General features: G+C 72.6%; 14 protein-coding genes. 10 read left to right on the plus strand and 4 right to left on the minus strand.

The genetic code is table 11. The features are described from left to right. Positions 1 to 152: 152 nt before the first annotated feature. On the minus strand, positions 153 to 356 hold the full coding sequence (locus OG871_RS21950; protein WP_003998944.1) for a cold-shock protein: 204 nt from the start codon (positions 354 to 356) through the stop codon (positions 153 to 155). A gap of 348 nt (positions 357 to 704) precedes the next feature. Between OG871_RS21950 and OG871_RS21955 the strand changes: the two genes are divergently transcribed. The 8 genes from OG871_RS21955 (at position 705) to OG871_RS21990 (ending at position 8,753) form a co-directional block, all read left to right on the plus strand. After that, complete coding sequence (locus OG871_RS21955; protein ID WP_371498675.1) at positions 705 to 1,586, plus strand: menaquinone biosynthetic enzyme MqnA/MqnD family protein; 882 nt, start codon at positions 705 to 707, stop codon at positions 1,584 to 1,586. 105 nt (positions 1,587 to 1,691) lie between these two features. Continuing rightward, positions 1,692 to 3,245, plus strand: coding sequence for a serine/threonine-protein kinase (locus tag OG871_RS21960; RefSeq protein WP_371498676.1), 1,554 nt, complete (start codon positions 1,692 to 1,694; stop codon positions 3,243 to 3,245). Positions 3,246 to 3,324: 79 nt separating this feature from the next. After that, complete coding sequence (gene mqnC / locus OG871_RS21965; protein WP_371498677.1) at positions 3,325 to 4,557, plus strand: cyclic dehypoxanthinyl futalosine synthase; 1,233 nt, start codon at positions 3,325 to 3,327, stop codon at positions 4,555 to 4,557. Beyond that, positions 4,557 to 5,195 (plus strand): hypothetical protein, encoded by a 639-nt coding sequence (locus OG871_RS21970; RefSeq protein ID WP_371498678.1) that lies wholly within the window; start codon positions 4,557 to 4,559, stop codon positions 5,193 to 5,195. The genes mqnC and OG871_RS21970 overlap by 1 nt, the downstream gene beginning before the upstream one ends. A gap of 153 nt (positions 5,196 to 5,348) precedes the next feature. After that, complete coding sequence (locus OG871_RS21975) at positions 5,349 to 5,954, plus strand: hypothetical protein (protein WP_371498679.1); 606 nt, start codon at positions 5,349 to 5,351, stop codon at positions 5,952 to 5,954. A gap of 172 nt (positions 5,955 to 6,126) precedes the next feature. Beyond that, entirely contained in the window at positions 6,127 to 6,819 is a 693-nt protein-coding gene (locus tag OG871_RS21980) for a demethylmenaquinone methyltransferase (RefSeq protein ID WP_371498680.1), read from the plus strand. A 70-nt stretch (positions 6,820 to 6,889) separates the two neighbouring features. Then, entirely contained in the window at positions 6,890 to 8,209 is a 1,320-nt protein-coding gene (locus OG871_RS21985) for a geranylgeranyl reductase family protein (protein WP_371498681.1), read from the plus strand. Between the two features lie 112 nt (positions 8,210 to 8,321). Next, positions 8,322 to 8,753 carry a GNAT family N-acetyltransferase gene (locus OG871_RS21990; protein ID WP_371498682.1) on the plus strand — a complete coding sequence of 144 codons (432 nt, stop codon included), beginning with the start codon at positions 8,322 to 8,324 and terminating at the stop codon, positions 8,751 to 8,753. 31 nt (positions 8,754 to 8,784) lie between these two features. On the opposite strand, the gene OG871_RS21995 is transcribed toward OG871_RS21990, so the two are convergent. From OG871_RS21995 to OG871_RS22005, 3 genes are all read right to left on the minus strand, one after another. Then, positions 8,785 to 9,288 (minus strand): GNAT family N-acetyltransferase, encoded by a 504-nt coding sequence (locus tag OG871_RS21995; protein ID WP_371503385.1) that lies wholly within the window; start codon positions 9,286 to 9,288, stop codon positions 8,785 to 8,787. Positions 9,289 to 9,631: 343 nt separating this feature from the next. Beyond that, entirely contained in the window at positions 9,632 to 10,291 is a 660-nt protein-coding gene (locus OG871_RS22000; RefSeq protein WP_371498683.1) for a peptidylprolyl isomerase, read from the minus strand. A gap of 88 nt (positions 10,292 to 10,379) precedes the next feature. Then, complete coding sequence (locus OG871_RS22005) at positions 10,380 to 11,108, minus strand: DUF2278 family protein (RefSeq protein WP_371498684.1); 729 nt, start codon at positions 11,106 to 11,108, stop codon at positions 10,380 to 10,382. Between the two features lie 257 nt (positions 11,109 to 11,365). Here OG871_RS22005 and OG871_RS22010 point away from each other — a divergent pair, with 257 nt between their 5' ends. Both OG871_RS22010 and OG871_RS22015 read left to right on the plus strand, forming a co-directional pair. After that, positions 11,366 to 12,325, plus strand: coding sequence for a DMT family transporter (locus OG871_RS22010; RefSeq protein WP_371498685.1), 960 nt, complete (start codon positions 11,366 to 11,368; stop codon positions 12,323 to 12,325). A 590-nt stretch (positions 12,326 to 12,915) separates the two neighbouring features. Continuing rightward, complete coding sequence (locus OG871_RS22015) at positions 12,916 to 13,275, plus strand: NADH-quinone oxidoreductase subunit A (RefSeq protein WP_371498686.1); 360 nt, start codon at positions 12,916 to 12,918, stop codon at positions 13,273 to 13,275. Positions 13,276 to 13,311: the final 36 nt, after the last annotated feature.

A 13,311-nucleotide genomic window follows, 5' to 3' on the forward strand; every position in this document is an offset into this window, starting at 1 on the left:
CCCGTGACGCAGGCAGGGGGCCCGCCGGGTCCGGCTGAACCGGACCGGGGCGGGCCCCCTTGGTACTGCTCGTCATGCTCTTGCTGGCGGCTGGTCAGGGCCGCCTGTGGACCCACACGGGGCCCCGAGCGATCAGATCATCAGAGGATGGATCAGACAGGGGTGACGTTCTCCGCCTGCGGGCCCTTGGGGCCCTGGGTGACGTCGAAGCTGACCGCCTGGTTCTCCTCCAGCGAGCGGAAGCCGCTCGCGTTGATGGCGGAGTAGTGGACGAAGACGTCGGGGCCGCCGCCCTCCTGGGCGATGAAGCCGAAGCCCTTCTCGGCGTTGAACCACTTGACGGTTCCGGTCGCCATACCGTTCTCCTTGCGAGCGACGTAGCGGGCACCACACCTTGTGGCACCCGGTCCGCTGCGCTGATCGCCCCGCCTCCGGAGTGGGTCCGGAGTTTTTTCGCACAGTGCTCAATCAGTGCTCAATTGATGCTGGTGAAAAATTACAAAAAGCCTGCGGTTACATGCTCCGCAGGCTCCAAGTACTGCAAGGGGAATCAAACTGCAACTGTGTGGAACCGTAGCACGCGAGGGCTGCCCCGACCAGGGGTCTCCGGAAGCCGTACGCGGTGTGTCGGCCACCGGATGCGAGGCCTCCCGTAAGGCAGGCATACCCTGCCAGCAGAGTACGAACAGCAGAGGGAGCACGCGGTGACCGGTACGGACGCAGGCGGCCCGGCGGCGGTAAGGCCACGGGTCGGGCATATTCAGTTCCTCAACTGCCTCCCCCTCTACTGGGGCCTGGCGCGGACCGGAAACCTGCTCGATCTCGATCTGACCAAGGACACCCCCGAGAAGCTCAGCGACCAGCTGGTCGCCGGCACGCTCGACATCGGCCCGATCACCTGTGTGGAGTACCTGCGCAACGCCGACCGGCTGGTCGTCCTGCCGGACATCGCCGTCGGCAGTGACGGCCCGGTGATGTCCTGCGTGATCGTCAGCAAGGTGCCGCTCGCCGAGCTGGACGGCCGCCGGGTCGCCCTCGGCTCGACCAGCCGGACCTCGGTGCGGCTCGCCCGGCTGCTGCTGGAGGAGCGCGAGGGCGTGCGCCCGGAGTACTTCGCCTGCCCGCCGGACCTGGACGCGATGCTCGCCGAGGCCGACGCCGCCGTGCTGATCGGCGACCCGGCGCTGCGGGCCTCGCTGGAGCAGGCGCCCAGTCAGGGGCTGGCCGTGCACGACCTCGGGGCGATGTGGAAGGAGTGGACCGGCCTGCCGTTCGTCTTCGCCGTCTGGGCCGCCCGCCGCGAGTACGCCGACCGCCACCCCGAGACGGTGGCCGCCGTGCACCGCGCCTTCCTGGAGTCCCGGGACCTCTCGCTGGCCGAGGCCGCGCAGGTGGCCGAGCAGGCCGCCCGCTGGGAGTCCTTCGACGCGCCCCTGCTGGAGCGGTACTTCAGCCAGGCCCTCGACTACTCGCTCGGCGAGCGCCAGCTGGCCGGCATCGCCGAGTTCGCCCGCCGGGTCGCCCCCGACAGCGGCTTCGCCCACGATGTGACGATCAGCCTGCTGGAGCCGGCCCCGGTCGGCTGAGTCCCTGACCGGGCCGCCGCGGACCGGTACTGTCTGGCCTGCCGCACCGGCCCGCCCGACGGGCCCGCCGGAGGCGGCCGCGCCGGCACACGAGGGGACGGGGCCATGGAGCCGCTGGGTTCGGACGATCCGCGACAGATCGGCGACTACCGGCTGCTGCGCCGGCTCGGCGCGGGCGGGATGGGCCGGGTGTACCTGGGCCGCACCGCCGGCGGCCGGACGGTCGCGGTCAAGGTGGTGCGCGCCGAACTCGCCGACGATCCCGAGTTCCGGGCCCGGTTCCGTCAGGAGGTGGAGGCGGCCCGGCTGGTGGGCGGCGCCAGGACGGCGCCGGTCCTGGACGCGGACACCGAGGGCCCGCGCCCCTGGGTCGCCACCGGGTACGTGGCGGGGCCCGCGCTGGGCGCCGCCGTCCGCCGCTTCGGGCCGCTGCCCGCGCCCGCCGTCCACGCCCTCGGGGCGGAACTGGCCGGGGCGCTCGCCCATGTGCACGGCCTCGGGCTGGTGCACCGGGACGTCAAACCCTCCAACGTGCTGCTCGCCCTGGACGGGCCGCGCCTGATCGACTTCGGCATCGCCCGCGCCCTGGACGGCGCCGCCGAGCTCACCCGGTCCGGCTTCGTGGTCGGCTCGCCCGGCTTCATGTCGCCCGAGCAGGCGGGCGGCGGCCAGAGCGGCCCGCCCGGGGACGTCTTCTCGCTCGGCGCCGTGCTGGCGTACGCGGCGACCGGCACGGCGCCCTTCGGCGACGGGGTCAGCGCGGCGGTGCTGCTCTATCGCGTCGTGCACGAGGAGCCCGACCTGACCGGGCTGGACGGCGGCCTGCGCGCCGTCGTCCGGGAGTGCCTGGCCAAGCGGCCCGAGGACCGGCCCGCGCCTGCGGCCCTGCGGGAACGGCTGGCCGCCGGGGCCCCGGGCCCCGCCGCGGGCGGCTGGCTGCCGCCGGTCCTCTCGGACGCGGTCGCCCGCAGCGCCGTCGAACTGCTCGACCTGGAGGGCGAGGTGGCGCCGGCCGGACCGGGTCCCGCCCGGGACTTCGCGGACGCGCCGTACGCCGACCGCACCCCCACCCAGGCGGACGCCCGCCCGACCGGGTCGCCGGCCGGGGCACCGACCGGGCCGCACACCGGATCGCAGCCCGGACCGCGGCCCGGGGTGCCGGGCCGGCCGCGCCGCCGGTTCGCCCGCGCCGCCGCGGCGGGCGCGCTCGTCCTCGCGGCGGCCGGCGGAGCCGTGCTGTGGTCCCAGGGCCTGCCCTGGGACCGGGAGAAGCCGAGCCAGGACCAGGCGGTGACCGGCCCCGACGCCCTGCCGGCCGCCTTCCTCGGCACCTGGGAGGGCACCATCACCACCCAGATCGTCCCGCTGCCGAGCACCTTCCGGGTCGAGCTCAGGGCCGGCCGGGTCGGCGAGAAGGTCGGGCAGACCAGCAACGCCTCCCGGCTCAGCAGTACGGTCTGCCGCGGCGAGCTGACCCTGCTCACCGTGGCCCCCGACCGGATCGTGCTGCAGGAGCGGTCGGCCGGGGCGGACCCCGGCTGCACCGGCGCGCCCGAGCAGCAGACCTACACCCTCAAGAACGCCCACACCCTGCACCTCCAGGTCAGTGGGGCGCCGCTCGGCTCCGACCCCGCCGGGGACCTCGCCCAGCGGGCCTGAGCAGCGGCCGAAACGGCCTGGCGTAGGCTGGTTCGGTCATGTCGGCCGGGGCTCCCCTCCGGCTGAGGCGACCCGATGGATGGACAGAAAGAAGGCCCGCCAGGTGTCCGAGCAGACCCTTTCCGCCAACGACCTGCAGGCCGTCCTGGACCGCGCGGCCGCCGGTGGCCGGATCACCCCGGAGGAGGCGCTGGAGCTCTACCGCTCCGCACCCCTGCACGCGCTCGGCTCCGCCGCCGACGCGGTGCGCCGCCGCCGCTACGCCGGCGTCGAGCACATCGCGACGTACATCATCGAGCGCAACATCAACTACACCAACGTCTGTGTGACGGCCTGCAAGTTCTGTGCCTTCTACGTGGCGCCGAAGAGCGACAAGGGCTGGTCCCGCGACCTGGACGAGATCCTGCGCCGCTGCGCCGAGACGGTCGAGCTGGGCGGCACCCAGATCATGTTCCAGGGCGGCCACCACCCGGACTACGGCGTCGAGTACTACGAGCGCGCCTTCGCCGCCATCAAGGCGGACTTCCCGCAGCTGGTGATCCACTCCCTCGGGGCGTCCGAGGTCGAGCACATGGCCCGGATCTCGAAGGTCTCCATCGAGGAGGCGATCACCCGGATCAACAGGGCCGGCCTGGACTCGTTCGCCGGCGCCGGTGCCGAGCTGCTGCCGGCCCGGCCGCGCAAGGCGATCGCCCCGCTGAAGGAGTCCGGCGAGCGCTGGCTGGAGATCATGGAGGCGGCCCACGGCCTCGGGGTGGAGTCCACCTCCACCATGCTGATGGGCACCGGCGAGACCAACGCCGAGCGGATCGAGCACCTGCGGATGATCCGCGACGTGCAGGACCGCACCGGCGGCTTCCGGGCCTTCATCCCGTACACCTACCAGCCGCAGAACAACCACCTCAAGGGCTCCACCCAGGCCACCGTCTTCGAGTACCTGCGGATGATCGCGATCGCCCGGCTCTTCCTCGACAACGTGGCCCACATCCAGGGCTCCTGGCTCACCACGGGCAAGGAGGCCGGTCAACTCTCGCTGCACTACGGCGCGGACGACCTGGGCTCGGTCATGCTGGAGGAGAACGTGGTCTCGATGGCCGGTGCCAAGCACCGTTCCAACCTGACCGAGCTGATCCACCTGATCCGGGCCGCCGACCGCACCCCCGCCCAGCGCTCCACCACCTACCAGCACCTGCGGGTGCTGGACGACCCGGCCAACGACCCGGTCGACCCCCGGGTGGCCTCGCACATCGCCTCCACCGCGCTGGACGGCGGCACGGCGCACCCCGAGCTGAAGATCCTCTCGACCACCTGATGCTGACCCTCCACCGGGCCGCCCTGCTGGTGCCCGACCCGGCCGACCCCACCGCCCCGTCGATCACCGACGGGGCGGTGCTGGTGGACGGCGCGACCGTGGCCGCGCTGGGGCCGTTCCCGGAGCTCTCCGGCCGCGGCGCCCGCGTCCGGGAGTGGGGCGGTCTGCTGCTGCCGGGGCTGCGCAACCCCTTCGGGCACTGGCTGCTGGAGCGGGCCTACCACCCGGACCCGCGGGAGGACCTGGGCGGTGAACCGCTGCTGCTGGAGGTCGACCCGGACCGCCGGGGCGGCAGCGCCCGGCGCGGCCTGCAGCGGATGCTGGCGTACGGGACGACGGCGGTGGCCGGCCCGTTCGAGCTGCCGGTGGTCCGGACCGCGGTGGCCCGCTCGGGGCTGGCCGCGCTGCCCGGGGCCGGGCGCGCCGGGGGCGGGGAGCCCGCGGGCGAACAGGACGGCGGGCTGGATCCGCTGGCGGTGGGGACGCCGGGCGAGATGGTGCACCGTGCACTGACGGTCGGTGCGGCGGCGGACTTCGCGGTGTTCGACGCCCCGTCCGTCGAGGCCCTGGCGCAGGCCGGGGCGGGCTGCTGCCTGGCCACCGTCCTGGGGGGACGCCTGCTGTACCGCCGTCGGTGACGTGGCGTGAGTTTCCCGCCATGGGGCGGCCGGAAACCGACCTGAGCGTGGCGATCCTCATATCGGATGACCGGCCGTCACCGTGACCTGAGGCCCCGCCAGCGGCTACGATCCCCGACAGCCACTCAGGTGACGCAGCCAGGACAGGGAACCATGCAATCCGCGACCGCCCCCCGACCGAACGGGCCGTTCGGGCCCTCGGCTCGGCCACGGCTCGGCCGGGGCTGGTACCTCGTCGCCGTGCTCAGCGCGGTGCTCGCCCTCGGGCTGTGCCTGCTCGGCTGGCGCCAGGCCGACCAGGCCGACCGGATCGCGGCCGACCCCGTCCGGGTCGAGGGCACCATCACCCAGCTGCCCGGCGGCAGCGGCACCTACAGCCAGGTCCGCTACCAGGCCGGTGGCCGTCAACTGGTCGCCGCCGATCTGTGGCTGCCCGAGGGCGCACAACTCGGCGCGGGCATCTGCCTGGAGCACGCCGCCGGCGACCCCGGCGCCGTCCGCGTCTGCGGCGAGCGCTACCCGCAGCCGGTGGGCGTCGGTCTGGCGCAGATCAGCGTGCCGGTCGCCCTGCTGCTGTGCGCGGCCTGCGTGGCCCGGATCTGGCGCCACCGCCGGGCCAACCCGACCCGGCGCGGGGACTCCCGGGTCCGCACCACGGTCGCGCTGGCCGCCGAGGCGCTCGGCGAGGGCATGCCCGCCATCACCCACGGCAAGCGCTCCCGCCGACGGCGCAAGGGCGGCCGACGCGCCCTGCGCTGACGCGGGGCAGCGAACGCTGGGCCGGGCGCCGCGTGGAGCGCTGCCCCGAGCCGCGCGCGCGGGCGCGCAGCGGCGCGCGTGGTGTGCAAAGCGCCCTTCGGAGCCACCGCACGCCACCCCCGAAGACACCCCGTCGCCCGGACCGCCGGTGCCAAGGTGAACAATGGGTGGCGTGACCCGAGCCTCTCTGGACAAGCAGCCGCACGAAGTCGCCGCGATGTTCGACGACGTCGCGGCCAAGTACGACCGCACCAACGACGTCCTCTCCCTCGGCCAGACCCGGCTCTGGCGACGCGCCGTGGCCGACGCCATCGGTGCCGAGCCCGGCCAGCGGATCCTCGACCTGGGGGCCGGCACCGGCACCTCCTCGCTGCCCTTCCTGGAGGCCGGCGCCGAGGTCGTCCCGTGCGACTTCTCGCTCGGCATGCTCACCGAGGGCAAGCGCCGCCACCCCGAGCTGTCGCTGACCGCGGGCGACGCCACCCGGCTGCCCTTCGCCGACGGGGTCTTCGACGCCGCCACCATCTCCTTCGCGCTGCGCAACGTGCAGGACACCGACGCCGCGCTGAGCGAGCTGTACCGGGTCACCAAGCCCGGCGGCAAGCTGGTGATCTGCGAGTTCTCCACCCCGACCTGGACCCCGCTGCGGACGGTCTACACCGAGTACCTGATGCGTGCGCTGCCCCCGGTCGCCACCGCCGTCAGCAGCAATCCGGACGCCTACGTCTACCTCGCCGAATCGATTCGCTCCTGGCCCGACCAGCCCGCGCTGGCCACCAAGCTCCAGCAGGCCGGCTGGTCCAAGGTCGCCTGGCGCAACCTCACCGGCGGCATCGTCGCCCTGCACCGGGGTTTCAAGGCCTGACAACTAGACTGCGGGGGGCCGTCCGCGGCCCCTCGTCCAGTCCCGAGCCCCCACCGCCGTTCGCAGGAGAGTGCCAGCCGTGACCACCGACACCGCAGCCGATCTGACGAAGCCGGACAACCCCGTGGAGAGCACGGCGGACGTCATCGTGGTCGGCGCCGGTCCGGCGGGGTCGACCACCGCGTACTACCTGGCCCAGGCCGGGCTGGACGTGCTGCTGCTGGAGAAGACCGAGTTCCCGCGCGAGAAGGTCTGCGGGGACGGGCTCACCCCGCGCGCCACCAAACAGCTGGTCGACATGGGGATCGACGTCTCCACCGAGAACGGCTGGCTGCACAACAAGGGCCTGCGGATCATCGGCGGCGGCGTCCGGCTGGAGCTGGACTGGCCCGAGCTGGCCGCCTTCCCCGACTACGGTCTGGTCCGCAAGCGGGCCGACTTCGACGAGCTGCTGGCCCGTCAGGCCCAGAAGGCCGGTGCCCGGCTGTACGAGCGGTGCAACGTCACCGGCCCGGTGCTGGACGAGCGCACCGGCCGGATCACCGGCGTCACCGCCAAGGTCGGCGAGGAGAAGCGGGCGGTCGTCTTCAAGGCCCCGCTGGTGGTCGCCGCCGACGGCAACTCCACCCGGCTCTCGGTCGCCATGGGCCTGCACCGGATGGAGGACCGCCCGATGGGCGTCGCCTACCGGACGTACTTCACCTCGCCCCGGCACGACGACGACTACCTGGAGTCCTGGCTGGAGCTGCGCGACCCGCGCAAGAAGGACGAGCTGCTGCCCGGCTACGGCTGGATCTTCGGCATGGGCGACGGCACCTCCAACGTCGGCCTCGGCATCCTCAACTCCTCGCCCGCCTTCGGGAACCTCAACTGGCCCGAGGTGCTCACCACCTGGTGCTCCGGGATGCCCGAGGAGTGGGGCTACACCCCCGAGAACATGACCGAGAAGATCCGCGGCGCCGCGCTGCCGATGGCCTTCAACCGTCAGCCGCACTACACCCGCGGCCTGCTGCTGGTCGGCGACGCCGGCGGCATGGTCAACCCCTTCAACGGCGAGGGCATCGCGTACGCGATGGAGTCCGGCCAGATCGCGGCCGGCGTCATCGTCCAGGCCTCCGCCCGGATCACCGAGGCCGGACGCGAGCGCGTCCTGCACAGCTACCCCAAGGTCCTCAAGGAGGTCTACGGCGGCTACTACACGCTCGGCCGGGCCTTCGTGAAGCTCCTCGGCAGCCCCAAGGTCATGAAGCTCGCCACCGAACGCGGCCTGACCCACCCGCTCCTGATGAAGTTCACCCTCAAGCTGCTCGCCAACCTGACCGACCCCCGGGGCGGCGACGCGATGGACCGCCTGATCAACGGGCTGACGAAGGTCGCACCCAACGCGTAGCGGCCACGCGGCCGCGGCGGTCGCGGGTACGGACACCAGCCGGCCCGGCCCGGGCCGGGCCGCCGGATTTTCCGGTGGCCCGGCGCCGGGTCGGCGTGCTTGGATCCCGGGCATGAACAGTGACCTGCCGGACGGCTACGAGATCTCCACCGACCCGGCGCGGCTCGATGCCGCGCTGATCCACGTGTGGCTGTCCTCGGACGCCTACTGGGCGCTCGGCCGGCCCCGGGAGAAGCAGGACCTGGCGATCGCCAACTCGCTCAACTTCGGGGTCTACGACAGCGTGTCCGGAGACCAGCTCGGCTATGCCCGGGTGGTCACCGACCGGGCCACCTTCGGCTGGCTGTGCGACGTCTACATCGCCCCCGCGGCCCGAGGCAAGGGCCTGGGCACGGCCCTGGCCGCCGCGGTCCGGGACCGCCTCGCCGGCTACGGATTGCGCCGCATCCTGCTGGCCACCGCCGACGCCCACGAGGTCTACGCGAAGGTCGGGTTCGAGCCGCTGACCACGCCGGAGAAGTGGATGGCACTCGGCGCCCAGTAGCGGGGCCGGCCGGCGCGCACGGTCGCCGGGGTCAGGACTGCCAGCGGCGTTCGCCGTCGTACCAGAGGTCGGTGGGGGTGAGGCCGAGGGCGGTGGCGACGGCCGCCGAGGCGTGGTGGTCGGGGTGGATGTGGGCGACCAGGGTGTCGACCTGGCCTGCCGTCAGGTGCACGGCGGCGGCGCGGACGGCCTCGGTGGCGATGCCGCGGCCCTGCCAGGGGGTGCCGACGACCCAGGCGAGTTCGGCGGTCCGGCCGGTGACGGTGGCCTGGACGTAGCCGGCCAGGCAGCCGTCCTCGCGCAGGTGGATGACCCAGTTGTGCCAGGTGGTCTCGGGCTCGGGGGAGCCGGCGGCCAGCCGGCGGTAGCGGGCGCGCAGTTCCTCGGGTGAGTCGGGGGCGCCGCCTGTGTAGGTGTGCAGGGCCGGGTCGGCGAGGACGGCGGCCATCTCCTCGGCGTGGTCCACCCGAAGGGGGACCAGGTCGAGCCGCTCGGCCGGGAGGGTGCCGAGCGAGCGCTGCCTGACGTACGCCATCCGCCGCTCGAAGACCTCGCGGGCGTCCGGGGTGAGGGTGCGCAGGGCGACCAGGGCCGCGAAGATCACGTCGCAGAGCTCGTGCTGGACGTCCTCCCAGCTGTGGGTGACGCCCTTGCGCGGGTTCTGGCCGGTGGCGCCGATGACGGCCTGGCCGACCTCGCCGACCTCCTCCGACAGCTTGAGGATCCGCAGCAGTCTCTCGTCGCCCGGGGAGAGGTCGCTCACGCGGTCCAGCCAGGCGACGAGCTGGTCGACGTTCTCCCAGGTGGTGCTGCGGTCCATGCGGCGGCTCCCGTACGGCAGGGGGTGGGCCCCCACCGTACGGGATACCGGTCGGCCGTCAGCCCTTGGCGATCTTCACGTTGCGGATGTCGGTCCTGACCGCCGGGTAGCCGTCGCCGGGGCCGTTCTGGTCGTCCTCGCCGGCCGCCGCGATCTTCTGCAGCACGTCCAGGCCGCCGGTGACCTGCCCGAACGGGGTGTAGGCGGGGGAGAGTTTGGTGTCCTTCCAGACGAAGAAGAACTGGCTGCCGTTGGTGTTCGGCCCGGCGTTGGCCATCGCCACGGTGCCGGCCGGGTAGGTCGCGCCGGTCAGGTTCTCGTCCGGGAAGGAGTACCCCGGGCCGCCGCTGCCGGTGCCGGTCGGGTCGCCGCACTGGAGCACGAAGATCCGCTGGGTGGTGAGGCGGTGGCAGTGGCTCCCGTCGAAGTAGTCGTGTTCGGCGAGGAAGCGGAACGAGAAGGTGGTGCACGGGGCCTTGTCGGTCAGCGCCTTGAAGGTGATGTCGCCCTGCCTGGTCTTCAGCGTGGCCTTGTACGGCTTGGCGGCCTTGGCGGCGTCGAAGACCGGGATGCCCTTGAAGTTGTCGGCGGGGACGGCCGGTGTGTAGCTGCAACCCACCTGGAGCGCCGGGGCGGCCGCGGCGGATCCCGCGGTGGTGGCCAGGGCGAGCGGGACGGTGGTGGCGGTCAGGAGCAGGGCCCAGTGCTTGCGCCTCATGTGCGAGGACCTCCGGTACGTGAACGGACGTTAATGGCATGGCCGTGTCATCAATGCCCGTTCCGCGGACCGCTACTCCTCGGTGTCGTCAGACCGGATGCCCCTGGGCGTCCGTCGGCAGCCGCTGGGTGTTGAACTTGATCTGCCAGACCGTCACCCGGCCGTTCGGCTGCTCGCAGAGCACGGCTCCGTCCTGCCAGATCCCGTCCGTGTCCCACCACTGACTGCCGTACGGATCCCCCTGGTTGAGGTGGACGTCGTGCACGCCGAGGCCGTCGCCGAAGCGCTGCCCGAAGACGTAGATCCGGCTCGCCGAGCGCAGCCGCGGCTCCAGGACGTCGAGGGCGTTGTCACCGTCGCTGGCCACCCAGGGGTGGACCTTCACCTTGAGGCAGGCGAGCAGTGCGGCCAGCCGGTCCGCCAGGTTGGGGCCGTACACCGGCGCGCCGACCGCCGGGCGCAGGAGCACCCCGACCAGTCCTTCGACCAGCCTGCGCAGGGGCGGCAGCCAGCCCGGATCCTGGAGCAGCGGGCTTCGCTGGTAGTCGAGCGCGCCCGCCTCGGGCGCCGACGCCAGCGGGTGGAAACCGTCCGGCAGGGCGCGGACGGTCACGATGTCCGCCCCGGTCAGTCCGGTGACCAGGCGGTATCCCACGCCCACGCCGCTCGGCGAGTCGACGTCCAGGGCCGCTTCGCGGATCCCGGCCGGAGTGTTCAGGGACAGGTGGCCGTGGTACCACTCGCCGTACTCGTGCTGCGGGTCTCGGGTGAAGTCGTGGAAGGTGCCGATGGCGACGCCGTACAGGGGCAGAGGCATGGCCGGCTCCTCTCCGTTCGGTGCGCAGGGCGGGCCGTACCTCCAGTCTGGGCGTGCGTCCGGGCTGTGGCATCCGGTGGCGCCCGGTGACGGAGCGTGGCGGGCCGCGGGTGTGCTGCGGGCGGTCCCGCGCTGAAAGGTGTTGATCGCACGGCCGCCGCCGGGTGAGGATGACCCGTCGCCCGCATCGGTGACCAGCTCCGTCCGACGGCGTACGGGCTATTGGCCTGCCGACCGCGTTCCCCGGAGGAGCCCCGATGAGCCGTACCCTGCGTGATCTGCCCGTCCTCGGCGTGGCCGTGGTCTGGGGTTCCAGCTTCCTGGTGGTCAAGCACCTCGCCGAGCCCGACACCGTGGTCGCGATGCTGGTGCTGCGCTTCGGCCTGGTGCTCCCGGTGCTCGCGGTGTTCGCCTGGCGGGCGCTGCGGGCGCTGACCGTCCGGGAGTGGCTGGGCGGGGCGGTCCTCGGTGCCGTGCTGAGTGCGATCTTCCTGCTGGAGACGTACGGCGCCGTCCACACCTCGGCCACCAACGCGGGCCTGGTCATCAGCCTCACCATGGTCTTCACCCCGCTCGCCGAGAGCGCCGTGCGCCGCACCGCCCTGCCCCGGGCGTTCCTGGCCGCGGCCGGGCTCTCGGTCCTGGGCGTCGCCCTGCTGACCGGCGACGGCGGCCTGCGCGCCCCCTCGGCCGGCGACCTGCTGGTGCTCGGCGCGGCGGTGGTCCGTACCGTGCACGTGCTCGCGATGTCGCGGACCCGGGCGCTGAAGGGCACCGACTCGCTCGCCCTGACCTGGGTCCAACTGGCCACCGCGACGGCGGTCTTCGCCCTGGTGGCGCCGTTCGCCGGCCCGTCCCCGCTGACTCTGGCGGGCACCTTCGGGCCGGCCCGGTGGGGCTTCCTGCTCTACCTGAGCCTGCTCTGCACGCTGTTCGCCTTCTTCGTGCAGATGTGGGCGGTCCGGGCCACCTCGCCGTCCCGGGTCAGCCTGCTGCTGGGCACCGAACCGCTCTGGGCCGCCGTCTTCGGCATCGCCGTCGGGGGCGACCGGCCGGGGCTGCTCGCGCTGGCCGGCGGGGTGTGCGTCCTGGCCGGCACCGAGTGGGGTCGACGGGCGGTGCCGCCGGCCGAGGGTGCCGTCGCCGGCCCTCGGGAGCGGGCCGCCGCGGCGGACCGGCCGGTGTCCGCGGCGGCCAAGGCGGGCAGCGGCGGGTAGCAGGCGGTCGTGACCACGCCGGCGAGGCCGTGCGGGGCTGCGAGGCCGTGCGGGGCCGCGGGACGGCGGGATCGCCCGTGGCGCCGGGTCCGGCCGGCCCCGCCGGACCGCTCTCCGTCCGCGAGCGGGAGATCGCCGGCCGCCCGCCGGGCGGTGCTCCTCGTGCGCTTGTGAACAAAGGGTCAAGCGGGTGCACCGAGCCGGCCACCCGAGCGGGTGAGGGCCTATAACACGTCAACCTGAGGCGGCTGAAATTTGCTTCGGCCGTCGCATGCTTGATATAGGCGAAGGCCTCTGACCTGTCGGTTCACTGTCGAATGCGACTGATTGTGCCCATTTGCCTCCGCTGTGTTGATTGATTGCGACTTGATCGCCTACGTGATCGTTTGTCAGGTGTCGTAGATCACAAAGATCGTCTGGAACTGCGTGTCGCAGATCACAAGCCGACAGGCATAGGATGCGCTCGATCCAGGCTTTGTGAACTGCCTCACATGGGATGGATCTCGGTAAGTGGATCACGGGTTCACCTGCGGTGATCCTGCGATTCCGATCTGCAGTCAAGGACGACTGGACGGAGGGAGCGGGGGCTTATGAATGCCTACGCGCCGATCCTCGTACTCGGTGCCATCGCGGCGGCGTTCGCGGTCGGCTCCGTCACGATGGCCTCACTGACCGGCCCCAAGCGGTACAACCGGGCCAAGTTGGAGGCGTACGAGTGCGGCATCGAGCCGACCCCGCAGCCGATGGGCGGCGGGCGGTTCCCGATCAAGTACTACCTGACGGCGATGCTCTTCATCGTCTTCGACATCGAGATCGTCTTCCTCTATCCGTGGGCGGTCAGCTTCGACGCCCTGGGGATCTTCGGGCTGGTCGAGATGCTGCTCTTCATCGCCACCGTCTTCGTCGCCTACGCCTACGTGTGGCGTCGCGGCGGTCTGGAGTGGGACTGACCGCGCCGGCCTTGTGAACCGGAGCGCAAGGTGAAC

The organism is Kitasatospora sp. NBC_00374 (genome assembly GCF_041434935.1).
Classification (GTDB): Bacteria; Actinomycetota; Actinomycetes; order Streptomycetales; family Streptomycetaceae; genus Kitasatospora.